This window comes from Filimonas zeae (genome assembly GCF_014641615.1).
Classification (GTDB): Bacteria; Bacteroidota; Bacteroidia; order Chitinophagales; family Chitinophagaceae; genus Filimonas; species Filimonas zeae.
Genome location: NZ_BMIB01000006.1, coordinates 136215 through 161254 on the forward strand (window position 1 = coordinate 136215; position 25040 = coordinate 161254).

General features: G+C 46.3%; 19 protein-coding genes and 1 pseudogene. 10 read left to right on the forward strand and 10 right to left on the reverse strand.

What is annotated here, in order from left to right; all coding sequences use genetic code 11:
- Positions 1 to 17: 17 nt before the first annotated feature.
- Positions 18 to 809 carry a TIGR00266 family protein gene (locus IEY13_RS26635; protein ID WP_188958212.1) on the forward strand — a complete coding sequence of 264 codons (792 nt, stop codon included), beginning with the start codon at positions 18 to 20 and terminating at the stop codon, positions 807 to 809.
- Between the two features lie 86 nt (positions 810 to 895).
- Here the strand turns inward: IEY13_RS26635 and IEY13_RS26640 are convergent, their stop codons facing one another.
- From IEY13_RS26640 to IEY13_RS26675, 8 genes and pseudogenes are all read right to left on the reverse strand, one after another.
- Entirely contained in the window at positions 896 to 1318 is a 423-nt protein-coding gene (locus tag IEY13_RS26640; RefSeq protein ID WP_188958214.1) for an organic hydroperoxide resistance protein, read from the reverse strand.
- A gap of 145 nt (positions 1319 to 1463) precedes the next feature.
- The gene (locus IEY13_RS26645) at positions 1464 to 2231 is read right to left on the reverse strand and encodes a Bax inhibitor-1/YccA family protein (protein ID WP_188958216.1); all 768 of its coding nucleotides are present in this window, start codon (positions 2229 to 2231) and stop codon (positions 1464 to 1466) included.
- A gap of 61 nt (positions 2232 to 2292) precedes the next feature.
- Positions 2293 to 3243, reverse strand: coding sequence for a polysaccharide deacetylase family protein (locus IEY13_RS26650; protein ID WP_229688052.1), 951 nt, complete (start codon positions 3241 to 3243; stop codon positions 2293 to 2295).
- Between the two features lie 113 nt (positions 3244 to 3356).
- A complete protein-coding gene (locus IEY13_RS26655) occupies positions 3357 to 3506 on the reverse strand; it encodes a hypothetical protein (protein WP_188958220.1) in 150 nt (49 codons plus the stop codon).
- A 67-nt stretch (positions 3507 to 3573) separates the two neighbouring features.
- Positions 3574 to 4044: an SRPBCC family protein gene (locus tag IEY13_RS26660; RefSeq protein ID WP_188958222.1), complete on the reverse strand. Its 471-nt coding sequence runs from the start codon at positions 4042 to 4044 to the stop codon at positions 3574 to 3576.
- Positions 4045 to 4095: 51 nt separating this feature from the next.
- Entirely contained in the window at positions 4096 to 6387 is a 2292-nt protein-coding gene (locus tag IEY13_RS26665) for a GH92 family glycosyl hydrolase (protein WP_188958805.1), read from the reverse strand.
- 25 nt (positions 6388 to 6412) lie between these two features.
- Positions 6413 to 7123, reverse strand: a complete 711-nt coding sequence (locus IEY13_RS26670) for a basic secretory protein-like protein (RefSeq protein WP_188958224.1) — start codon at positions 7121 to 7123, stop codon at positions 6413 to 6415.
- A gap of 13 nt (positions 7124 to 7136) precedes the next feature.
- Positions 7137 to 9431 (reverse strand): annotated as a pseudogene (locus tag IEY13_RS26675) (GH92 family glycosyl hydrolase); the annotation flags it as partial.
- A gap of 287 nt (positions 9432 to 9718) precedes the next feature.
- Between IEY13_RS26675 and IEY13_RS26680 the strand changes: the two are divergent.
- Genes IEY13_RS26680 through IEY13_RS26695 form a run of 4 tightly spaced genes read left to right on the forward strand, consistent with a single transcriptional unit; the run spans position 9719 to position 14014 of the window.
- On the forward strand, positions 9719 to 11146 hold the full coding sequence (locus IEY13_RS26680) for a sensor histidine kinase (protein WP_188958228.1): 1428 nt from the start codon (positions 9719 to 9721) through the stop codon (positions 11144 to 11146).
- Between the two features lie 10 nt (positions 11147 to 11156).
- The gene (locus IEY13_RS26685; protein ID WP_188958230.1) at positions 11157 to 11849 is read left to right on the forward strand and encodes a response regulator transcription factor; all 693 of its coding nucleotides are present in this window, start codon (positions 11157 to 11159) and stop codon (positions 11847 to 11849) included.
- Between the two features lie 57 nt (positions 11850 to 11906).
- Positions 11907 to 12527, forward strand: a complete 621-nt coding sequence (locus tag IEY13_RS26690; RefSeq protein WP_188958232.1) for an HAD family hydrolase — start codon at positions 11907 to 11909, stop codon at positions 12525 to 12527.
- A 20-nt stretch (positions 12528 to 12547) separates the two neighbouring features.
- Positions 12548 to 14014: a M28 family peptidase gene (locus IEY13_RS26695; protein ID WP_188958234.1), complete on the forward strand. Its 1467-nt coding sequence runs from the start codon at positions 12548 to 12550 to the stop codon at positions 14012 to 14014.
- 3 nt (positions 14015 to 14017) lie between these two features.
- Here the strand turns inward: IEY13_RS26695 and IEY13_RS26700 are convergent, their stop codons facing one another.
- The gene (locus IEY13_RS26700; RefSeq protein ID WP_229688033.1) at positions 14018 to 14605 is read right to left on the reverse strand and encodes a peptidylprolyl isomerase; all 588 of its coding nucleotides are present in this window, start codon (positions 14603 to 14605) and stop codon (positions 14018 to 14020) included.
- A gap of 44 nt (positions 14606 to 14649) precedes the next feature.
- Between IEY13_RS26700 and IEY13_RS26705 the strand changes: the two genes are divergently transcribed.
- The 5 genes from IEY13_RS26705 to metH all read left to right on the forward strand — a co-directional run bounded on the left by IEY13_RS26705 (position 14650) and on the right by metH (position 24013).
- Positions 14650 to 17808: an ATP-dependent helicase gene (locus tag IEY13_RS26705; protein ID WP_229688034.1), complete on the forward strand. Its 3159-nt coding sequence runs from the start codon at positions 14650 to 14652 to the stop codon at positions 17806 to 17808.
- A gap of 39 nt (positions 17809 to 17847) precedes the next feature.
- On the forward strand, positions 17848 to 19407 hold the full coding sequence (locus IEY13_RS26710) for an Ig-like domain-containing domain (RefSeq protein WP_188958236.1): 1560 nt from the start codon (positions 17848 to 17850) through the stop codon (positions 19405 to 19407).
- A 36-nt stretch (positions 19408 to 19443) separates the two neighbouring features.
- Positions 19444 to 20064 carry a recombination mediator RecR gene (gene recR, locus IEY13_RS26715; RefSeq protein ID WP_188958238.1) on the forward strand — a complete coding sequence of 207 codons (621 nt, stop codon included), beginning with the start codon at positions 19444 to 19446 and terminating at the stop codon, positions 20062 to 20064.
- A gap of 181 nt (positions 20065 to 20245) precedes the next feature.
- Positions 20246 to 21274, forward strand: coding sequence for a homocysteine S-methyltransferase family protein (locus IEY13_RS26720; protein ID WP_188958240.1), 1029 nt, complete (start codon positions 20246 to 20248; stop codon positions 21272 to 21274).
- Positions 21275 to 21310: 36 nt separating this feature from the next.
- Complete coding sequence (metH, locus tag IEY13_RS26725; RefSeq protein ID WP_188958242.1) at positions 21311 to 24013, forward strand: methionine synthase; 2703 nt, start codon at positions 21311 to 21313, stop codon at positions 24011 to 24013.
- Positions 24014 to 24226: 213 nt separating this feature from the next.
- Here the strand turns inward: metH and IEY13_RS26730 are convergent, their stop codons facing one another.
- Complete coding sequence (locus IEY13_RS26730) at positions 24227 to 24973, reverse strand: LOG family protein (protein ID WP_188958244.1); 747 nt, start codon at positions 24971 to 24973, stop codon at positions 24227 to 24229.
- Positions 24974 to 25040: the final 67 nt, after the last annotated feature.

The window sequence follows — 25040 nt, forward strand, 5'->3', positions numbered from 1 at the left end:
CCATAAATTTCAAGACAATGATCAATAACCATGATATCGACTTCCGCATTATAGGTGAGGAAATGCAATATGTGGAGATAGAGCTGGATCCCAATGAAACCGCAGTAGCAGAACCCGGTGCCTTTATGATGATGGATGACGGTATTCAGATGCAAACCATGTTTGGCGATGGCAGCCAGCAACAGGGTGGCCTGATGAACAAACTGTTTAACGCAGGTAAGCGCCTGCTGGTAGGGGAAAACCTTTTTATGACCGCGTTTACCAACGTTGGACAAGGTAAAAAACACGTATCCTTTGCTTCACCTTACCCCGGTAAAATTATTCCACTGGATTTGCTGAGACTGGGTGGGCGGGTAATTTGCCAGAAAGATGCTTTTTTATGCGCAGCAAAAGGAGTTAGCGTGGGCATTGAGTTTCAGCGCAAGCTGGGTACCGGCCTTTTTGGGGGTGAAGGTTTTATTATGGAAAAACTGGAAGGCGATGGAATGGCCTTTATGCACGCAGGCGGGCACGTATTGCAAAAGCAACTACAGGCCGGCGAAATGCTGAAAGTAGATACCGGCTGCCTGGTAGGTTTTACCCATGGCGTACACTACGATATTGAGTTTATTGGTGGCATCCGCAATACTTTTTTTGGTGGTGAGGGTGTTTTCTTTGCCACACTACGCGGGCCTGGTACGGTATGGATTCAAACCTTACCCATCAGCCGTTTGGCCAGCAGAATTATACAATACGGCACCTATAAAAGAAAAGAAGAAGGCAGCATCCTGGGCGGCTTAGGCAACCTGCTGGATGGTGATGGACGCTGATAAATCGCCTGAACTACAACTGAGTCCATCAGGAAACCAAATAAAAAGCGGGTGTATCACTAATTTTGATACACCCGCTTTTATGCCTATGCCACAGTTACGTGAAAGTTAACATCCATATTTCCTCTGGTAGCCTGAGAATAAGGACATATTTCATGCGCCTTGGCAACCAGATCTTCTGCTGTAGTTTGCTCCACACCGGGTATATGCACCTTTAACAGCACCTCTAACCCAAAACCTCCACCATCGTTTTTGCCAAAGCTTACCTCCGCAGTAACCTGGGTAGGGCCGGCAGTTAACTGCGCATTTTTAATAATCAACCCCAGCGCACCATCAAAACAGGCAGCATACCCCGCTGCAAACAACTGCTCCGGATTAGTATACGGGCCTCCGGTGCCACCCATTTCTACCGGTATACGCAAATCGTGCTGCAGCACCCCATCAGAACTTTTAACCTGCCCATCTCTTCCTCCTGTGGCTGTAGCCGCTGCTGTATACAGTATTTCCATGTGCGTGTTGTTTGGTACTAAGATAAGGCTAATCTCCAAACCCGTTTACCGTTGCACCGCCGATTTAACATACACTAAACCTGGCGACACAAAAAACGCCCGGTGTTTGTAACACCGGGCGCCTTATTATCACAACTATAAAAAATTAATTTCTGCTGGATAAGCGGCTTAACAGCTTCAGAATCTGAATGTATAACCATACCATGGTTACTGTTAATCCAAAAGCACCGTACCACTCCATGTGTTTAGGCGCGCCCATTCTTACCCCCTGCTCAATACGATCAAAGTCCAGTATCAGCGAAAAGGCTGCAATACCTGCCACAAACAGGTTAATACCTATACCCAGCATGCTGGTATCTTCCCAACGCATAAAAGACATGTTTACACCAAACAGGCTGAGAATGAACCAGATGCCATAGAATAAGGCAATACCAGCTGTGGCCGTAAGAATGATAGATTTAAAGCGCTCCGTAGCTCTGATTACTTTAAAGTTGTACAGCAGAAACATAGCCAGGCCAATGGCAAATGTTAAACCTACCGCCTGTATTACAATGCCAGGGTTCTTTTTGGCAAAAGCACTGTTTACCAGTACCGAAATAGTACCCAGCGCCAAACCTTCCAGCAGGCCATACAGCGGTGCCAGATAGCGGGCGGTATTGGGTTTAAAGGAAATGATAAGGCCGGTAACCAAACCTCCAATCAGGCCCACCCAGAACAAAGTCATCATGGTTCCATCCTGATATTTACCAAACAGGCCCCATGTATAGGCTGCGCCTGCCATAATCATTAACAGTAAAAAGCCAAATTTGGCAAGTGTGCCACGTACGGTCATTACCGCTCCGGAAGGCATAGAAAGCGACTGTTGAAATACCTTTTCGCCTAACGTAGGGTTTTCTGATTCAAATAAAGCCATAAGTTTTTCAGTGTTTATTCAACAATAAAATTACAAACTAAGTAAATGTATAGATTGTTAATTAATTCGCCACGGAATACTCCGGATGTTTTAACCGGGGATAGTTATCAATGGTTTCAAAAACGTACCGGGAATTTTTCTGCAACTCGCTGATAAACAGGCGTAAAGAATCGGCATCCTGTGGGCGGCGGAACATACGGTCGTGCGCCAGAATCACAATATGGTTGCGGGCATGGCTTTCTTTTCTTTCCACTGCTGTAGATACCATTTTCAACATACTGCTTACGTGTTGCACCGGCCGGCTTTCTTTATGGGTAAAATTCCATTCCAGATCCCAGCCTATTACATTATAGCCCAGCGAATCCAGCAAAATACTTACGGGTTTTACCATTTTAGAAGCACGCACCTCTCCGCTATCACGTACCCAGGCACTGTTACCGGGCAGGCGGATAATTTTATAAGGCACTTTCAGGCTTTTCTGTGCACGCAGAAAGTCGTTTAAAGCATATACAGGATGCGTATAAAAGTATTGATAGTGGTTGCCCGCATGGGTATAACTATGGTTGGCCAGTAATGCCTGCGGATAGCTTAAACGGATAGAATCCACAATTTCGGTCGTCTTTTTATCGTATACATGTTGCCCTACCATAAAATAGGTGGCTTTAACCCCCAGGTTACGGCAGATATTATATACGCTCATGGTGCCGTTTTGCGGGCCATCATCAAAAGTGAGGTAGATATAACATTTGGAAGAATCGTACACCGGCGGTTTCCATTTAAACCCTTCCTCTGCGGTAGAGTCCGTCATTAATTGAAAAGGCTTTACTTTTTCCGTATCTGCAACAGTACTGTCACTGTCATGCGCAGGGGAGGAACTGTTACTACAGGCCGTTAATAAAGCGATGGTGTTTAGCGAAACAAGCACAAGCGCTCTTAAAAAGCGCCTTTCCGGTTGAATGAACATGTTGGATAGCAGCATTAAAACGATAAAAATGGCTTCAAAAATAATCATCTTTACCAAATGCACTTCCGATTGCGCAATTTTTAACCAAATTCAAAGGCCACCCCCGTAAGAGTGGCCTTCTTATACAAACGATTTTTGTTCGTTGTTTCTTTGCCTTTTAATCAGCTTCCTCTGCTTCCACCTGTTTTAACAGGTTTAATGCTCACCGCTGCTTTACCAGGTTTGGCGATAAATTTAGAACCCTGCAGGTTGTTTGTTTTCGCCTTGCCGGCCTTTTTACCTTCGTTTTTGTTGTTTACAGGTAGTGCCATAGCTTATTGTTTTAACGGGGTGAAGATAGGAAATAATTTCTCCGGCAGGGAGAAATGCAGGTGCTGTTTACCTGTTAGCAGGAAAAAGAGCGGCTATTTTCTGAAAGCGGAAATCGAAGATATGCTTCAGCTGCTTTTTTACATATAAAACATGCGCCAGGCTACCCAGTATGCCAAAAGGAATTTTATAGTGTACAATATCCGTCATTTCCACGCCGCCGTCTTTCTCCTGAAAATGATGCTGGTGGTGCCAGAGCGCGTAGGGGCCGAAGCGCTGCTCGTCAATAAAATAGGCATGAGGCTGTACGTGGGTAATCTCCGTCATCCAGTACAGTTTTATAAGCCCCAGCAGCTTCAGGCGGTATTCAATAACCTGCCCCGCGTACATCTCTGCGCCGTGGTGTGTGCTTATGATATCAAAGCCCATATCGGGCGGGGTAATTTCTTTGAGATTGTAGGGGCTGCTGAAAAAACGCCAGGCCGTATCCATATTCACCGGTAGCCATTGTACCGTTTTAAGAGAGTATACTTTAGACATGCCGGTAATAATGTTAATGGAACAAAATTACCGGCAAGTTAAGTTATTCAGCTATGGCTTATTACTCATTACAAAAACAAGACTACCGCCTTTTACAATATCGGCGTGGCTGATAGCTGTTTTAGTGTAAGGCTGGCCGTTCAGAAGCATCTTTTTTACATATACATTTTTATCGCTCTGGTTCTGCGCTTCTACTGTAAAGGTATTGCCGTTCTCCAGATGCAATACCGCCTTTTCAATAGCAGGGCTGCCAATAGCGTAATCTTCACTACCGGGCGCTACCGGATAAAAGCCCAGCGTACTGAAAATATACCAGGCACTCATCTGGCCACAATCATCATTGCCTCCCAGGCCATCTGCACCGGTATGATACTGATGTTTCAGAATCATGCGTACACGTTCCTGGGTTTTAGCAGGCGCCCCCGCCCAGTTATACAGGTACGCAACATGATGCGAAGGTTCGTTGCCATGTACGTAGTTGCCAATGATGCCGTCACGGGTAATATCTTCTGTATGTTCAAAGTATTTATCGGGCAAATGCATGGTAAACAATGAATCCAGATGGGCTACAAAACGTTTTTTACCGCCCATCAGTTCAATCATGGAGCCAGGGTCCTGTGGTACATACAAACTGTAGTTCCAGGCATTTCCCTCAATAAAACCCTGCCCCTCGGTATCCAGCGGATCAAACTCTTTTTTAAAGCTGCCATTGCTCAGGCGCGGGCGCATAAAGCCGGTGGAGGCATCAAATACATTCTTATAATAAGCAGCACGCCGCATAAAAGAATCGTACACCGCAGGCCGGTTCAGCTTCCTGGCCATCTGGGCAATAGCCCAGTCGTCATACGCATACTCCAGCGTTTTAGATACCGAAGCACCGCTTTTATCCTCGGGCACATACCCTTTATCAGTATAATCACCCACCCCCTCATACCAACGGTTGCTGGCGGTAACAATACAGGCGTCCAGCGCTTTATTGGCATCAAAAGAAGCATTACCCTTTACCACCGCATCTGCAATCAGCGAAACGGAGTGATACCCCGTCATACACCAGTTTTCATTGGCATAATGGCTCCATATGGGCAGCATATGTAATGAAGTCTGATCGTAATGTGCCAGCATAGAGCGTATCATATCTGCATTACGTGCCGGTTGTATCAGGTTAAAGAAAGGATGTAAAGCCCGGTAAGTATCCCACAGCGAAAAGGTGGTATAGTTTACAAAACCATCTGCTTTATGGACATTCTGATCCAGCCCTTTATAACTGCCATCCACATCCATATACACCGTGGGGTTAATAAATGTGTGGTACAGTGAGGTATAAAACACTTCTTTGGTAGCTTTATCGGGCGTGAATATTTCTACGCGGTGCAGTTCGTTTTCCCAGGCCTGTTGCGCTGCATTCTTATATCCATCAAAGTTCCAGTTGCCCGCTTCTGCACGCAGGTTGCGTAAAGCGCCATCCATACTTACAGGCGATAAAGCCATCTTCAGCATTACCTGCTCTCCCTGGGTTATAGCAAAGTCGAAAAACAGCTTCAACTGTTTGCCAGCCAGTTCCGGAAAATTGGCATTCTGATTAAACTTGCGCCAGAAGCCGCGGTACACCTGCCTGGCAGAACTGTTTTCGCAGCCGTAGTTTTTGAATGGCTTAGAAAAGCTAAGCGCAAAATATTCCGTACGGGTTCTTGCCCAGCCATTGGTTTGCCTGTAGCCGGTAATGAGTGTATCATTTACTACCCGCACATACGTCCATACATTTTTATCGGGGTAATTGTAAATACCATGCACCAGGTCCAGTATAATATGCGCCTGGTCTGCTGCCGGAAAAGTATACCGGTGTATACCTACCCGCGGCGTAGTGGTTAACTCCGCAGTAATATGATGATCATCCAGCTTTACCTTGTAATAACCGGCTTCTGCTGTTTCATTGTCGTGAGAAAAAGCAGAGCGGTAACCGCTTTCCGGTTTATCTGCCGTTCCTGGATTCAGCTGCAATGCACCTGTAGTGGGCATAATCAGAAAATCGCCCAGATCAGAATGACCGGTTCCGTTAAAGTGCGTATGGCTGAAACCTACAATGGTTTTATCGGCATACTGATAGCCGGCACAATACCGGTACACATCTTTGTTATACTGCCCATTCTGCTCGTAAGACAGGGTATCTGTATCAGGACTCAGCTGTACCATACCAAAAGGAACCGTAGCACCCGGGTAGGTGTGCCCCATGCGTGCGGTACCGGTTAACGGCTTTACGTAGGGCACCAGACTTTCTGTTTGCTGCGCCATGGCGGGAATGGCAAACGCCATTCCCAGAAAAGAATACCAGTATTGAATACGCATGCTCAATGCATTTCTTGGTTACAAATTATAAAGCGGGATTGGCTGCATACTCCTTCCAAAGCTCATCCACAGTAGAGCCGGTTTGCTTTTGCCAGAACTGCCCGGAGTACGTTTTAGAGCGCATAGCCGCATCCAGCTTTTGCACCAGCCCGGCCTTTTTATGCTTTTCTATCCAAGCCAGAAAACGTGCTGTTACCCGGTAAGCATTTTCATAATGCTGGTTCTTGTTATAATCAGGCAATGCCCAGTTACCACCTGCATTATCTACGCCCATGCTGTACCGTACATAATCAGCAATGCCCTCGGTTATCCAGCCCGGCCCGGCACCATCGGGATAGCCCTGGGCAATATGCATTACCTCGTGGGTAACCACATCAATATCTTCCGGATGGTTCTGCATCCACTCAGGACTAAAACGGACTATACCGCCGGCAGTTGCTGCCACACCTTTGTATTCGGGGTCAATAATGAAAATAACTTTGCGGGTAGTGTGTTGATTATACAAAGCAGCCTGTTTAGGATACACCGTAAAATAGGCATCTACCATACGCTTACCCGTAGCAGTATTAAAACCGGCTGATTTGTTAATAAATATCAGCGTAAAGCCCTGCCGGGTAAAAGTATCTCTGCTTACAATACCCTGCTCTTTAATTTCATCCCATTTACTTTGTGCAGCACCAGTGTGGGGCTTTAGTAAAGGCAGCAGTATTGCCGCCGCCATTATCCAACGTTTCATATATTAAATGCCTCTATTTTTTATCTGTAGAAAATGAATAAGGAAAATCTTTTTCCTGGGTGCCCTTTGTGGTTTGCGGACGTGCAGACATGTTTACCTCCATGCTGCCGCCTTTCTGAATATCCCAATGACTGATCCAGTTTTTAGTATAACCCACGCCATTCAGTTTTGCACCTTGCACATAACGGTTTTCGGCGTTATTGGCAGGGGCAGCTATTACGAATGACTTACCGTTCTCCTGCTTCAGGGTAATTTTTTTAAACAGAGGCGCACCCAGCACATACTGGTCAGTTGCCGGACAAACAGGGTAGAAGCCCATTGCCGAAAACACATACCAGGCAGAGGTTTGGCCGTTATCTTCATCACCACAATATCCATCCGGTGTAGCCTTATACAGTCTCTTCATTGCCTCACGCACCCAATACTGCGTTTTCCAGGGCTGGCCTGCATAGTTATACAAATACAGCATGTGCTGAATAGGCTGGTTACCATGTGCATACTGGCCCATATTGGCAATCTGCATTTCTCTTATTTCGTGAATAACGCCACCGTAGTAACTATCGTCAAACGTAGGTGGCATTACAAAAACAGAATCCAGCATGCCCACAAACTTGTCTTTACCTCCCATCAGTCCCATCAAACCATTAATATCATGAAACACGCTCCAGGTGTAGTGCCAGCTATTGCCTTCGGTAAAAGCATCACCCCATTTCAGCGGGTTAAAAGGCGCCTGAAACTTACCATCCTCATTCTTTCCTCTCATTAAACGGGTTTCAGGATCAAACAGGTTGCGGTAGTTCTGACAACGTTGTGCATACAGATCAATTTCTTCTTTGGGGCGGTTTAACGCCTTTGCCAGCTGGTAAATAGTAAAATCGTCGTACGCGTACTCCAGTGTTCTGGCAGCATTTTCATTAATACCCACGTTATACGGCACATAACCCAGCTTATTATAATAAGCTACCCCTTTACGCCCTACTGCAGAAACCGGCCCTTCGTTATTAGCGCCATGCAGCAAAGCCTCGTACAGTTTGTTAATATCATACCCTCTTAAGCCTTTGATATAAGCATCAGCCACTACAGAGGCTGAGTTGTTGCCCACCATAATATCTGCATAGCCTGGGCTGCTCCATTCCGGCAAAAAGCCGCCTTCCTTATAATCATTCAATAAACCTTCCTGCATTTCCTTATTAATAGAAGGGTATACCAGATTGAGGAAAGGATATAAAGCCCGGAACGTATCCCAGAAGCCCGTACCCGCAAACATATATCCTGCGTGTACCTTACCGGTATAGGGGCTATAGTGTACTATATTGCCGGTAGCATCTTTTTCATACAACTTATGTGGGAAAAACAAAGTGCGGTACAAGCTGGAATAGAACGTACGCACCTGATCAATAGTACCACCTTCTACCTGTAAACGGCCCAGGGTAGTATTCCAGATATCGCGGCCCTGTTTTTCTACCGTTGCAAAATCATCCTGCTTTAACTCTTTCAGGTTAAGCAACGCCTGCTCTTCGCTGATAAAAGAAGAAGCTACCCGCGCATGCACTTTTTCGCCACGGGCGGTTATGCTAAAACCCACTACGGCACCGGCGTGTTTGCTGTGCATTTCTGTTTTGCCGCGCTCCAGACCGTTTTCATTCCAGGTATTTACGGTAGAAAAAGGCTTGTCAAAAACGATAACAAAGTAATTTTTGAAGTTTTTGATGGGCCCTCTGGAGTACCGGGTAGAGTAACCCACAATCTTATTTTCGGAAGGGATAATTTTTACGTAAGATTCTTTATCAAAAGCATCCAGCACAATAAACGCGCTATCTGTTTTGGGAAAGGTAAAACGAAAAATAGCAGCACGTTCTGTTGGCGTTATTTCGGTAGTAACATCATGATCGGCCAGGTAAACGCTATAGTAATAAGGCTTTACCGTTTCTGCTTTGTGAGAGAACCAGCTGGCCCTTTCTTCCTGTTTGTACACCAGCTTACCGGTAACAGGCATGAGAGAAAACTGCCCGTAATCGTTCATCCAGGGAGAGGGTTGGTGGGTTTGCTTAAACCCTTTTATTTTATGGGCGCTGTAGGTATACTGCCAGCCATCACCATTGTTGCCCGTCTGGGGTGTCCACAGGTTCATACCCCATGGCCGGCCGATGGCAGGATAAGTGTTTCCGTTCGACAAATCACCCTGAGAATCAGTACCCATCAGCGGATTTACCCAGTCTACCGGGTCAGATACTTTTTGCACCTGTTGTGCATGCGCCACACCTGACAAAGCAATCAGGCCTGTAACTATTATCCTTTTCATATTGAGTTTCCGGGTTTTGCAAAGCCCTGGTAAATATAATTGCTATTTCGTTTTAGCACTGATAAAAATGTGTTCAGGCAGTTCCGTTTTATCACCTTACAAAGCTTCTGTTCTACCTGCTGTAGCCCCCCGTTTCACAAACAGCTTATAGTTTTCTGCTGAAAGCCACACCTTTACATAAAAATAAAAAAAGGCAAGACAAGTTTGACTACAGATTGCACCCACAAATGTTAACGGATATTAAACGGGCCGGAAGCGGGGGAATAATAGCAAAAAACTAACGAAATTTAAAAATGAAGAGTATTTCCTTTTCCTACAAAGCCATTGCTGTGGCAAGTTTTTTAATTCTGTCGGCGGTACAGTTCTTTCTCATTTACAATACCTACAACTTAAAAGGCGAGCACTACTACATAGCGGAAAAGGATATTATTAAAGAAGAATATGGCGCTATTATCAGCAACGAACTGGCCTATCCGGGCGGGGTGCGTATTATAGACAAATACCTGAACGGAGCCAGCATAAGGCACCTGGAAACCCTGTACAACAGCAACAAAAAAGCTTTTGAAACCTATCAGCAACAGATTACCGATAGCATGTATCATGATCTGGTACGTAACAATATTATGGACAGCTTTATGCAGCGTGTAACAGAAAAACACCACCTGGCTAAAAACTTCCGTTACGCCCTTATCATCAACCAACTGAGCGTTACTTTTAAAAACAACGTGTACATTCCTTTGTATAAGGCAGGCACCTCTTACCCGCTGATTGATGAGAAGCTGCAAAAACCTTATGGCATATTGCTGGGTGGTACACTTACAGATATAAAACTTCAGAACCAGACCAATAGCATTACCGTAAGCGTTGCAAGCAACTATACCTATAAAATTACCATTGCCCTGCATGCGGATACGCCTTACAGAATGCTGGGTATTCTCAAATCTATACTTCCCATTCTACTGTTGTCGTTAATTTCTATCATATTGGTCGTATTCCTTTTTTATATCACCTTCCGCAACTGGCAGCAGCAAAAGAAGCTGGCAGAAATGAAATCAGATTTTGTAAACAGCATTACCCACGAGTTTCATACGCCGCTGGCAGCTATTATGATAGCCAATAAGAATCTGCAGAACAGTCGCATTATTGAAGACAAAAAGAACATTGGCCCGCTTACAGATATTATACAGCGCCAGAGCGACCGGCTTAAAAGCCTGTTTGAGCAGGTTTGGGATATTACCAACACGCAGCAACCGCATCTGAATAAAAAGCAGCAATCGCTACACCTGTTACTGGATGATATTCTGCTGGATTACCGGCTTAAACTGACAGATAGCAATATTCAGCTCAGTTTTACACCCGATGCAACCAGCGATGTAATACGTGTAGATACCTTCTGGCTTACCACCATGCTTACAAACCTGTTTGATAATGCACTCAAGTATAATAACAGCAGCAGCAAAGAAATTCACGTACGCACCGTTAATTCGGGCAGTAAACTGATTTTAGAAATAGCAGACAATGGCATAGGCATGAGCCCTGAAACTCAGAAACTGATTTTTGAAAAGTTCTACCGCCACCCGGGTGTGTTAAAAAACAGCAAAGGGCTGGGTGTAGGGTTGTACTATGTAAAGCTGTGTATAGATGCCCATCAATGGAATATAGATATCAATAGTGAACCAGGTAAAGGCAGCAGATTCAACATTATAATACCCGTTAATTAAGTATATACGCATGAAGACGAAAGTGTTGTTTGTAGAGGATGAAACTGATTTGGGTAATGTGGTAAAACAGTATCTGGAGGTAATGGATTTTGATGTGGACTGGTGCCATAACGGGAAAGCAGCACTGGAAAAAATAACAGATCCGCAAAACCATTACCACATTTTTCTTATAGATATCTCTATGCCTGAGATGGACGGCTTTGAGCTGGCCGATCAGCTGATACAGATGAAAAACACAACACCTTTTCTTTTTCTCACCGCCAGAAGTGAGAAAAAGGATAAGCTACATGGTTTGAAAATAGGTGCCGACGATTACATTACCAAGCCGTTTGATATTGACGAACTGGTGCTGCGCATTAAAAACATTATCCGTCGCAATCAGGTAGAAGCCCCAGCAACGGTTGCCCCGGATTTTATACAGCTGCACGATGTAAAATTTCATAAAGACACCCTGCGGTTGTACATACACAGTAATGAAATTGTGCTTACTGTGCGGGAAGCCGAACTGCTGGAATATCTGTTTAACAACCGCAACCGCGTGCTGAAGCGGGAAGAGATATTACAGCAACTATGGGGTGAGAATGATTATTTTCTCGGCCGCAGCCTGGATGTGTTCATCTCCCGTTTGCGCAAACACCTGAGTAAATCGGAAAAAATAGCCATTAACAACGTATACGGTGTGGGTTTTGTGTTTTCCTGTTAACGGGTGGCGCTTTCTGCCGGGAGGGTTATCTTTGCCCCTCCTTTAAAGCAATAGAACATGAATAATCCTGGTACAATTGATCAGAAACTGGACACCCTTACCCGTTTAACAGAAGGTTACGATGCATTTTTATACGACTGCGATGGCACCCTGGCCGATAACATGCAGGCACACAAAGATTCTTATGTAAAAGTGGCTGCCAGTTACGGACTGGAAATGGACCCGGCCATTATTGATGAGTTTGCCGGATTACCTACCGTACTGGTAGTACAGGAAATTAACAAACGTTACGGTACCAACTTTGAGCCGCAGGAGTTTGCCACCACCAAGTCAGGCGTGTTCTTTGAAGATTATATTGAAAAAACACTGCCTATAGATTTTGTGGTAGCACACTTAAAAGCACACCATGGCAGGGTAAAGATTGCCGTAGTATCTGGCGGCAGCCGCAGAACCGTTACCAAAACCTTAACCGTACTGGGCATAGTTGACCTGATTGAAGTAATGGTTTGTGCCGGTGAAACACCTAATGGCAAACCTTTTCCCGATCCGTTTCTGCGGGCAGCAGAATTGCTGGGTGTAGCACCTGAGCGTTGCTTTGTGTTTGAAGATGGCGAGCCCGGTGTGGCAGCAGCTACCGCAGCCGGTATGCAATCGGTGCGGGTAGATAAGATTGTATAACAATCACCAAAACATACATCATGAGAAAACAAACAGGGGTAATAGCCAGCATTCTGGCCTGTGCCATTACTACCGCCACTGCACAACTGCCGGACTGGACACCGTTTTTTACACAAATTAACCAGGAAGTACTTACGCATTCGCGCGCGTACAGCACTTTAAAAGAAGCTACCTCTACCATTGGCCACCGGCTTACCGGATCGGCCAATGGCGCAAAGGCAGAAGCATATGCTTTTCAGTTGCTGAAAAGCTATGGCTTTACCGATGTACAATACCAGCCTTTTGAAGTAGAAAGCTGGAGCCGGGGCACCATTGCCATTACCACCGGCCCTTCTGCTGCTGTACAGAAGCCGGTGAAGTCTGTTTCGCTGGCACACTCACCGGTAAAAGCCGATGTAACGGCTGAACTGGCAGACATGGGCAACGGCGTGGAAGAGGATTACACAGCCGCACCCGGTAAAGTAAAAGGCAAAATAGCACTGGTATACCTGGGCGTACTGCCCGGTTCTAAAACCGGCACGCCACGCCTGCACCGATCAGAGAAAACAGCTATTGCTACCAAACATGGAGCGGCGGGTGTACTGTTTATTAACACCGTAGACAATGGTGTATTGCTTACAGGTACTGCCTCTGTAACCGGCAAACTTATTCCTGTTCCTGCCGCCTGTATAGGCAAAGAAGATGGCCTGGCTATTAAAGAGCAACTGAAAGCAGGTAAAGTGGTTAGCCATATTACCATGACCAACTTTTCCGGTAAAATAAAAGCACGCAATGTAATAGCCACCCTGCCCGGCAAAACACTACCAAACGAAAAGGTAGTGATTGGTGGACACCTGGATAGCTGGGACCTGGCCACCGGTGCTATTGACAATGGTATTGGCTCTTTTTCTGTAATGGATATGGCCCGTACATTTAAAGTACTGAACCTGCAACCCGCCAGAACGGTGCAGTTTGTACTGTTTATGGGTGAAGAGGAAGGCCTCCTGGGTTCCAAAGCTTACATTAAGGCAGCTGTGAAAGACAAGAGTATTGAGCAGGTAAGATATATGCTCAACTACGATATGACCAACGACCCGAAGGGCTACCATACTACTGCTGCGGAAAGCAAAGAGTTGTTTCAGCACATAGGTGCAATTGCACATACGTTAGACACTTCATTCGCCAACAGCTTTCGTAACGAAGCAGGTTTACATAGCGATCACCAGCCGTTTATGTTACACGGCGTACCCACCGCCGGTGGTGATGGCGGCAAATTGCCCAACAATGCAGGCGCCTGCTATCATGCCGATTGTGACAATTTTAACCTGGTTGATGAAAAAGGCATGCAGAACACGGTACGTTTCAGTGCTATGTTGTTGTATGGCATTGCAGATGCACCGGAGTTGAAGGCTAAACATTTCAGCGATACAGAAACACGCGACTTTCTGATTAAAAACAACCTGAAGCAACCGCTACAGATTGCCGGCGAATGGCGCTGGAAAAACTAATGCTTACAGCCGCTTCATACCATATATAGCTACAGGAGGCCGGAAATACTGATCTTCTTCCGGCCTCTTGTAAATGTTATTTACAATATTCATCCCTTTTACCACCTTGCCAAAGGCGGCATATCCCTGCCCATCAGCATTATTCTCGCCTCCAAAGTCCAGCCCGGGCTGCTCTCCTATACAAATAAAAAATTCTGCCGCAGCACTGCCTGGGGTGGTTCTGGCCAGCGATATAGTACCGGAGGTATGGCGAACGCCACTCTGTTGCGTGGTTTCGTGCTGCACGCCTGGTATACCAGCTGCCTTTTTGTATTTGGTGCGCCACAAACCTCCCTGTATCAGATTGGTTTTAGGCGCATTGGAGGGCTGATTGTCATCGTTAAGAATGCGGTAGAAGCTGGTGTTGGTATAAAACCCGGAATCAACATAAGACAAAAAAGCCCCTGCGGTTTTGGGTGCCTTATCGGGATACACTTCCAGTTCAATATCACCTGCACTGGTTTCAATTAACACATGCGGGTGGGTGTACGTAGGCTTGCAAGCTGTATGCAGCAATACCATTACAATTAACGCGTATATATAACGTATCATAGTCCGTTGATGAGTAAGGCAAAAATAACAAACCGTACCTTTATATGATGGCAGGTAAACAGTTACAAGCAGAAAAGTATCAACAGGTATACCAGCAACTTAACCCCCAACAACAACTGGCCGTAAATACCATTGAAGGGCCTGTAATGGTAATTGCAGGCCCCGGAACGGGAAAAACGCAGATACTAAGCGTACGCATTGGCAAAATACTACTGGAAACCGATGCCCATCCCCACAACATTCTTTGCTTTACCTATACCGATGCCGGCGTAATAGCTATGCGCAAACGCCTGTTCAACATTATAGGTGCCGATGCCTGTAAAATAAACATCTATACCTTTCAAGCCTTCTGTAACCATGTAATACAGGAAAACCCATTGCAGTTTGAGCAAACAGCCCAGGCCCCCATCTCAGAACCGGAACGCATTGGGATATTAAAACAGCTGATTGACGGGTTTCCTAAAAACCATCCGCTGAAGCGGTACCGGGGTGATGTATACTTTGAAATCACCAGCCTGCAATTGCTTTTCAGTACCATGAAACGCGAAGGCTGGACACCGGCGTTTATGAACAGTAAGATAAACAGCTACCTGGCCGACCTGCCCCTGCGGGATGAGTATATTGCCGAAAACGCAGTAAAAGCCTTTAAGAAAGGCGATATACGTACAGATAAGATTGCAGCAGAACAGGAGAAAATGGAAAAGCTGCGTGCTGCAGTAAACGAGTTTGACCGCTTTGAAGATATGATGCACCAGCGCGGACGATACGACCCTGACGATGCAATCAACCAGGTAATACGTGCATTTGAAGAGAACGCCCCTATGCTCAGCCACCATCAGGAACGCTTTCGGTATATACTGATTGATGACTATCAGGATATCAGTGAAACGCAGAACCGGCTGGTACAACTGATCACTAACGTCCGGGAAAAGCCGGGCATTTTTGTGGCAGGCGATGATGACCAGCGTATTAACCCTTTCCAGGGCGCTGATATTAACCACATGCTCAACTTTGCAGATAACTATAAAAACGATCTGCTTACCGTAGTACTTACCAGCAACTACCGCTCTGTACAACCCATACTGGATGTATCCAAAGCAGTAATTAACCACAATCAGGAACGGCTGGTAAACCAGGTAAACGGGTTGAGTAAAGAATTGATTACCGCCAATGAGCAACTGATACATTCATCGCACCGGCCTGTGGTAAGGGAATACGATACGCAGCAGCATGAAATGATACATATTACCCTGGAGATAGAAAAACTGCTGCAGCAACACAACATAGCACCCGGCCGTATTGCCGTTATTTATAATGAAGGCCTATATGGCGAAGGTTTTGCGGAATACTTCAGCGCCCGCAGCATTCCGCTGTACAGCGAGCGCAGTGTAAACCTTCTGCACCTGCCCATGGCAAAAAAACTGCTGCTGCTGCTACGTTACCTTTCTGCTGAACACGATATGGCATACGGAGGAGATGAAATGCTGTTTGAAATATTACACTTCGACTGGTTTCAGATACCTGCTATTGAGATAGCCCAACTGAGCGTGGAAGCCGCAGCACGTAAGTACGGAGAACGGAAAACTACGCTGCGTCAGCTACTGGCCGAAAAAAGTAATCAGCCTCCTAAAGACCTGTTCAGCCTATCCATTCACCCGCAGCTGAAAAAGGCCGGCGCGATTATGGAAAAGCTGATAGCCGATGTACCCAATTTGCCCCTGCAACAGCTGTTTGAAAGTAGCATACGTGAAGCAGGCGTACTCAGCTTGATTATAGCCAGCAGTAATAAGATGGCACTGATGCAGGAGCTGACAGCACTATTCGACTTTGTAAAAGCAGAAACCCGGCGCAACCCCGTTTTAAACCTGCGTGAATTTGTGGCTATTACAGATCTGATGGTGCGGGAACGCATTCCCATTCCTATGGTACAGGTAAGCGGCAGCGAAAAAGGGGTAAACCTGCTTACTGCCCATGATGCTAAAGGGCTGGAGTTTGAGCATGTGTTTCTGGCCGGCTGTAATGCTGCCTCCTGGGAAAAGCAACGCAAGCCCGGCCCAGGTTACGCCATGCCCGATACCCTGTTTTCTTCTTCTGCCAACGGCACACAGGAAAATCACGATGCACTACGCCGCCTGTTTTATGTAGCGCTTACCCGTGCAGAGCAACATCTGGCCGTTTCGTACAGCCGCTTTAAAAGCGATGGTAAAGCACTGGAGCCTTCCCTGTTTCTGGCAGAGATACAGGAGCAGCTTTCCCTGCCGGTAGAAACTCCACCTGTTGATTCAGAAACAGCATTTGTATTCCAGGGGCTGGCCTTCCAGCGCCCCCAGGCACCGGAGATTGCCCGTGTAGAGGCAGACTGGGTTACCCATAAGCTGGAGAAGTTTGTAATGAATGTAACAGCCCTCAACAGCTATCTCAAATGTCCGCTGGAATTCTATTATAAAAATCTGGTACGTATCCCTTCCCCCAAAAACGAGGCTACCGGATTTGGCTCGGCCGTACACCATGCCCTGCAAAGACTGTTTGAGAAAATGAAACTGAACCGTGACGAGTTTGGACCACTGGAAGAGTTTATTACCGGTTTTGAGCAGTACATGCACCACCACCGTGAAGACTTTACCCCTGAGCAATACAAAAGAAGGCTGGAATACGGCAACGATGTGTTATCGGCTTATTACCACAAATACGTACACCAATGGCACAAAATCACTTCCATTGAAAGGAATTTCAAAAGCGTACTGGCAAACGGCATACCCCTGAAAGGCAAGCTGGATAAACTGGAGTTTTGGGGCAAGGAAGCCAATGTGGTGGATTATAAAACCGGCGATCCGGATAAAGCGCTTGAAAAACTGGCCCCCCCTGGTGAGCAATGCCCGAACGGCGGCGATTACTGGCGGCAGGCCATTTTTTATAAGATACTGGTAGATGCATATGACCAGAAATTGTGGAACGTGGCAAGTATTGAGTTTGACTTTATAGAGCCGGACAGGAAAAAGGAATATCAGAAACGCAAAGTGGTGGTTACCCCGCAGGATATTACCACCGTTAGCCAGCAGATACGGATGGTTTGGGACAAAATACAGGCCCGCGACTTTTACACCGGTTGCGGAAAAAAAGGTTGCCACTGGTGCCAATTTGTTAAAACCAATAATATGGCTGTTAAACTGCACGAAATAGCGGCAGAGGACGAAGAGGGATAACGCGAACAACCTATGTTTGCAAATTATATGCGTTTACGGATGAAACACTCATATTTTCCGGCTTTTGCGATAGCGGTTTTACTGGCAGCCCTTCAACTTCTGCCTTCCTGTGCCAATATTGTACCTCCCAGCGGTGGACCCAGAGACTCGCTGCCGCCGGTGCTGGTACGTGCCGTTCCGCGGGATTCCGTGACTAATTTTACCGGCAACAAGATTGTGATTGAGTTTGATGAGTATGTTACCATTGATAACCCGATGGAAAACCTGATTGTTTCGCCTTATCCTAAAAACCAGCCACAGGTAGATGGCAAACTGCGCACCATTACCGTAAAACTGCGCGATAGTCTGGAAGCCAATACCACTTACGCCATTAACTTCGGCCACTCTATTAAAGACGTAAACGAAGGCAACGTGGCGCGTGAGCTGACTTATGTGTTCAGCACGGGTGATTATATAGACAGTAACTTTCTGGAAGGGCAGGTACAACTGGCCGAAACCGGCAAACTGGATACCACCCTCATTGCTATACTGCATCGCGACCTGAATGATAGTGCAGTATACAAACGATCGCCCCGGTACTACGCCAAACTGGATGGACAGGGACATTTTCAATTTACTAACCTGCCGGCATCTAAGTTTAACCTGTTTATTATGCCGAACGATTATGGCAAGAAGTACGATGACAGCACCAAGCTTTTCGCCTTTTTAGACAGTGCTATTGAGGTGAGTACCCATACCCCGCCGGTAACCCTGTACGCTTATAACGAATACAAAGAGCAGCCGAAAAAGCCATCTACCAATACCAACACATCCGGCAACAGGAAAAAAGATAAAAACAAAGACGAAGAAGATAAACGCCTGAAAATAACCGCAACTTCTGTAAACGGCGGTGAGCAGGATGTGCTTGGTGATATGCAAATAAGTTTCAGCCGCCCTCTACGCAGCTTCGACAGTTCGCAGTTTATTTTAACGGATACCAACTATAAGGTATTACCCAAACAGCTTTCTGTGGAATGGGCGGATACCACCGCTACCAAATTAACCCTGAAGTATCCCTGGCAGCCCGCTCAATACTTTAAACTGATTATCAACAGCAAGGCAGCTACTGACAGTGGCGATGTAAATATTCATAAAACAGATACCCTGGAGTTCAGCACCAAAAAGGAAAATGCCTACGGCAGTATAAAGCTGCACTTTGAAAATATTGACTATGCTAAACGCCCCATGCTGCTGATACAGCAGAATGAAAAAACGATAGACTCTGTTTTTATTACCCAAAAGCAATGGTCGGTTAAGCTGTTTCAGCCGGGTGATTATGACTTAAGAATACTGTACGATACCAATAACGACAGCACCTGGACACCCGGCCAGTTCTGGTTATCTGAAACCAGGCGCCAACCCGAGATAGTAGTACCGGCCAAACCAGCCAAAATAAATGTACGCGCCAACTGGGATAACGAATGGGATGTAAGCCCCGGCAGCCCCTTTGACAGCGAAGAACCCGGCAGGAAGGGCCCGGGTAGAAACCCCGGTGGTTTATCCGGCGCCGGTAACGGTTCCGGACTACAGAGTGGCGGCTTGCGCAAGCGGCCCAATTAACGGAATTATTCAGTGCTGCGGTTGTAACTTTGTAGTATGCAGTTACCATCTTCGTTGTTAGAAAGTGCGGTGAATGAGTTTTCCAAACTGCCCGGCATTGGTAAAAAAACAGCCTTACGCCTGGTATTGCACCTGTTGAAACAGGAAGTGGGTGAAGTGCAGCAATTTGGCGATATCATCACGCGCATGCGGCGTGATATTCAGTTCTGCCAGCGTTGCTTTAACATCAGCGATGCCAAAATCTGCTCTATCTGCGCCAACCGCCTCCGCAACCAACGCCAGATTTGTGTGGTAGAGAATATCCGGGATGTAATTGCCCTGGAAACTACCCAGCAGTTCAGCGGTACCTACCATGTATTGGGTGGCATTATCTCCCCGCTGGATGGCATAGGCCCCGATCAGCTGAACATAGAGTCGCTGGTACACCGCATTGGAGAAGAACAGACCGAAGAACTGATATTTGCCCTTAACCCCAATATACAGGGCGACACTACCATTTACTATATTCAAAAGAAAATCAAACACTTACCCTGTAAGGTTACCACTATTGCACGTGGTATTGCCTTTGGGGGCGAACTGGAATATGCCGATGAACTAACGCTTGGTCGTAGTCTGGCCAACCGCCTGCCGGTAGATAGCTATATCAGTAACCGGTAAAATGCTCCCTATGTATTATCTTTGCGCCGTCAGGCAGATTTGTTTATTGTTCGGCCTGTAAAAAAATCTGAACTAATAAACGTACAAAGAGGCTCACCCGCAGTTTTCCTACACGTTTACCAATTCAGACACTATTCATTACTAAAAACAAGTTCTCCTGTTTAAGAGAGGAGGGATAGGCATGAAAACAATTCAGGAATGTTTGAAGGAGCGTATTCTGATCATTGACGGTGCAATGGGTACTATGATTCAGCGATACAAGCTACAGGAAGAGGATTACCGCGGAGAGAAGTTTGCCAACTGGCATTGCGATGTAAAAGGCAACAACGACCTGCTGAGCATTACACAACCCCATATTATAGAAGAAATTCACAGGCAATACCTGGAAGCTGGTGCGGATATTATTGAAACCAACACATTCAGTAGTACCGTAATAGCCCAGGCCGATTACGACATGCAGGAAGTGGCTTATGAAATGAACGTGGCCAGCGCCCGTGTGGCCCGTAAAGCAGCAGATGCTTATACGGCCCGGAACCCCGACAAGCCCCGTTTTGTAGCAGGCGCCATTGGCCCTATGAACAAAACCCTGTCCTTATCGCCTGATGTAAACAACCCCGGTTATCGTGCCGTGCATTTTGATGAGGTAGCCAACGCCTACTACGATCAGATTAAAGCATTGGTAGAAGGGGGCGCACAGCTGTTACTGATTGAAACCATTTTTGATACACTGAACGCCAAGGCCGCCATTTATGCAGCCCGTAAGTTCTTTACCGATACTACCGGCAAACCGGATGGACCGGGTACGCTGCCTATTATGATCAGCGGTACCATTACCGATGCCAGCGGACGTACGCTTAGCGGACAAACGCTGGAGGCATTTTATATTTCGGTAAGCCATGCCAGCCCCTTAAGCGTAGGCCTGAACTGCGCGCTGGGTGCTTCTGAAATGCGCAGCCACGTAGAAGAGCTGAGCAGCATTGCCGGTTGTTATACCTCTGCCTACCCCAACGCAGGCTTACCTAATGCCATGGGCGAGTACGATGAAGCGCCGCATGAAACGGGGCACTTTATTGAAGAGTGGGCAGCCAACGGATTTGTGAATATAGTAGGCGGTTGCTGCGGCACCACGCCCGACCACATTAAGCATATAGCAGACTATGTGAAAAAGTTTCAGCCCCGGCAGTTACCTGTGCTGGAAACAACACTTTAACAGATACCCAGTAGATATTTTCAACGTACGCATTACATGAGCATTATAAAGCCTTATTTACGTCTCTCCGGTTTAGAACCCCTGGTTGTTCGTCCAGAAACCAACTTTGTTAACGTGGGTGAGCGCACCAACGTAACAGGTTCTAAAAAGTTTGCACGCCTGATTAAGGAGAACAAATACGAAGAAGCCTTAAGCGTTGCCCGCCAGCAGGTGGAAAGCGGCGCACAGGTGATTGACGTAAACATGGATGACGCCCTGTTAGACGGGGTGCAGGCCATGACCACTTATCTGAACCTGATGCAGAGCGAACCGGATATAGCTAAGATTCCGGTAATGATTGATTCCTCCAAGTTTCACATTATTGAAGCGGGGTTGAAGTGTGTACAGGGCAAGTGTATCGTAAACTCCATCTCCATGAAAGAAGGAGAAGAGAAGTTTATTGAACAGGCTTTTATCTGTAAAAGCTATGGCGCTGCGGTAATTGTAATGGCCTTTGACGAAAAAGGACAGGCAGATACCATGGAACGCAAAGTGGAAATATCTGAACGGGCATATAAGATACTGACGGAGCAGGTAGGCTTTTCCCCATCTGACATCATATTCGACATTAACGTATTTGCAGTAGCTACCGGCCTGGAAGAGCACAACAACTACGGGGTAGACTTTATTGAAGCCTGCCGTATTATTAAACAGAAATATCCACTGGTTAAAATAAGCGGCGGTGTAAGTAACCTGTCTTTCTCTTTCCGTGGTAACGAGCCGGTGCGCGAAGCTATGCACTCTGTATTCCTGTACTACGCCATTCAGGCAGGTATGGATATGGGTATTGTTAACGCTGGTCAGTTACAGGTATATTCAGAGATTGAACCGCAACTGCGTGACCTGTGCGAGGATGTAATTCTGAACCGCAACAACGACAATAACGAGGCTACCGATAAATTGATTGCCTTTGCAGAAACCGTTAAGGCTTCGGGCAAAGAGGTGAAGAAAGATGACGCGTGGCGCAATACCAGCGTGGAAGAACGCCTGAAACACGCACTGGTAAACGGTATTACAGATTATATTGAAGCCGATACCGAAGAAGCCCGCGTTAAATACAACCGCCCGCTGGAAGTAATTGAAGGACCGTTAATGGACGGCATGAACGTAGTGGGTGATTTGTTCGGTGCCGGTAAAATGTTTTTGCCACAGGTGGTTAAAAGTGCGCGCGTAATGAAGAAGAGCGTAGCGGTGCTGACCCCCTTTATTGAAGAGGAAAAGAAAAACAACCCGCTGGCCCAGCAGGGCGGCGCAGCCAAAATATTAATGGCTACCGTTAAAGGCGATGTACACGACATTGGTAAAAACATTGTAGGTGTGGTACTGGCCTGTAACGGATATGATATTATAGATATGGGCGTAATGGTGCCGGCAGATAAAATACTGGACACCGCGCAGAAAGAGAATGTAGACATCATCGGCCTCAGCGGACTGATTACCCCCTCACTGGATGAGATGGTACACGTAGCCCGTGAAATGAAGCGCCGTAATATGACACAGCCTTTGCTGATTGGTGGCGCTACCACCTCCCGCACCCATACTGCTGTTAAAATTGAACCGGAATACGGTGAGGGCGTAATACACGTACTGGACGCCTCCAGAAGTGTTACCGTAGCTGGTTCGCTGTTAAGCAAAGAGCAGAAAGGCGGCTTTCTGGAAGGTATTTCTAAAGAATACACCAGGCTGCGTGACGACTTTGGTAAGAAGAAATCTGTTAAGCAATACATTTCTTACGAAGCAGCACAGCAAAACCCCGTGAAGGTAGATTGGGATAACTACGAACCTGTTACCCCTGCTTTCACTGGCATTAAAACGTTTGACAATTACGACCTGAACGAGGTACGCGAGTTTATAGACTGGGGGCCCTTCTTTATTTCCTGGGAGCTGGGTGGCCGTTTCCCCGACCTGCTTACCGATAAGGTAATTGGCGTAGAAGCTACCAAACTGTACAACGATGCAAATGCATTGCTGAACAAGATTATCGAAGAAAAATGGCTCTCTGCCCACGGCGTAATAGGCTTCTGGCCTGCTACCCGTACCGGTAGCGACTCTGTACTGGTAAAACAGGGCGACGCCAATTCCGGTGACATTAAACTGGAATTCCTTCGCCAGCAGGTGAAGAAGGCAGCCAACCTGCCCAACTTGTCACTGGCCGACTTTATTAAACCCGCAGCGGCCGACAGCGATAAAGCCAACGATTACATAGGCGCCTTTGCTGTTACCATTAAAGGCATAGAGCCGCATATTAAACGACTGGAAGCTGCCTTTGATGATTATAACAAGATTATGCTACAGGCCCTGGCAGACCGCTTTGCAGAAGCCTTTACTGAACTGTTGCACAAGAAAGTAAGAACCGAATACTGGGGCTACGTAAACAACGAGCAACTGAGCAACGAAGACCTGATTAAAGAGCAATACGTAGGTATACGCCCTGCCCCCGGCTACCCTGCCTGCCCGGACCATACAGAGAAATACAAGCTGTTTGATCTGCTGAATGCTACAGAAAATACCGGCATTACGTTAACGGAATCGCTGGCTATGTATCCGGCCTCTTCTGTGTGTGGCTGGTACTTTAGTCATCCGCAGAGCCAGTACTTTGGTATTGATAAAATCAGCAACGATCAGTTTGAAGATTATCTTCAGCGTAAAGGCCTGAGCAGAGATGAAGCGGAGAGATGGCTGCGTCCTATTCTGGATTAAAGTGAAGGCTCAGAGAATGGCGTAAACAAAAACTGAGTCCATCAGCATAGTTGAATAAAAGGATGGTGTATCGAACCTGATACACCATCCTTTTAGTTTTCACCTTCCTCTGTGGCCAGGCTATTGCAGCCGTCTGTGTAATTACAAGCCTTAAGTTTAAGCACACTATATACGATTAAACCGCTGCTATAAAATACCGCCCACTTCAGGCCCTTACTTTTTCTCAAACAACCACCACAACCTTCTATCCTTTGTGCGCACTTTATAGTTTAACCGGATGTACTTGGCGATATGTTCAATAGCCTCATCCATATCATCGGTAATTAATACCAGCTTCATATCATCGGGCGATATAGTGCCTTGTTTGGCCATATCTTCCATTGCATTCATCAGGGGCTGATAATATTCCCTGCCGTATAGTACGATCGGAAAATCGTTAATGGTTTTGGTTTGTACCAGGGTAAGTGTTTCAAAAAACTCATCCATAGTACCAAAGCCACCGGGCATAATTACAAATGCGTACGAATACTTTACCAGCAGCACTTTACGTACAAAAAAGAATTTGATATTGATGGACTTGTGCAGGTAGGGATTGGCGTGCTGCTCGTGCGGCAGTATAATGTTACAGCCTACAGACATGCCGTTGTTTTCAAACGCACCTTTGTTAGCCGCCTCCATAATACCGGGGCCACCACCCGTCATGGTAGTTAAACCCATACCCGCAATGCGTTTACCAAACTCCACTGCTGCCTGATAGTATTTATGATCGCTTTTATACCGTGCAGAACCGAATACCGTTACACAGGGGCCTGCAAAATGCAGGTTGCGGAATCCTTTAATAAACTGCCAGAACACCTGCCATACAAAACTCAGCTCATACATACGGGGCTTGGGGCCATCCAGATAAGCATTCATAGTGCCGGCCGGAATAATACGATTGGGATCTTGTTTCGCTTCCATTCTATTGCTCTTTTTAATCAGTTATGCAAGTTATGTATTAACTGTTGTATTACTTTGCAGCTACAAT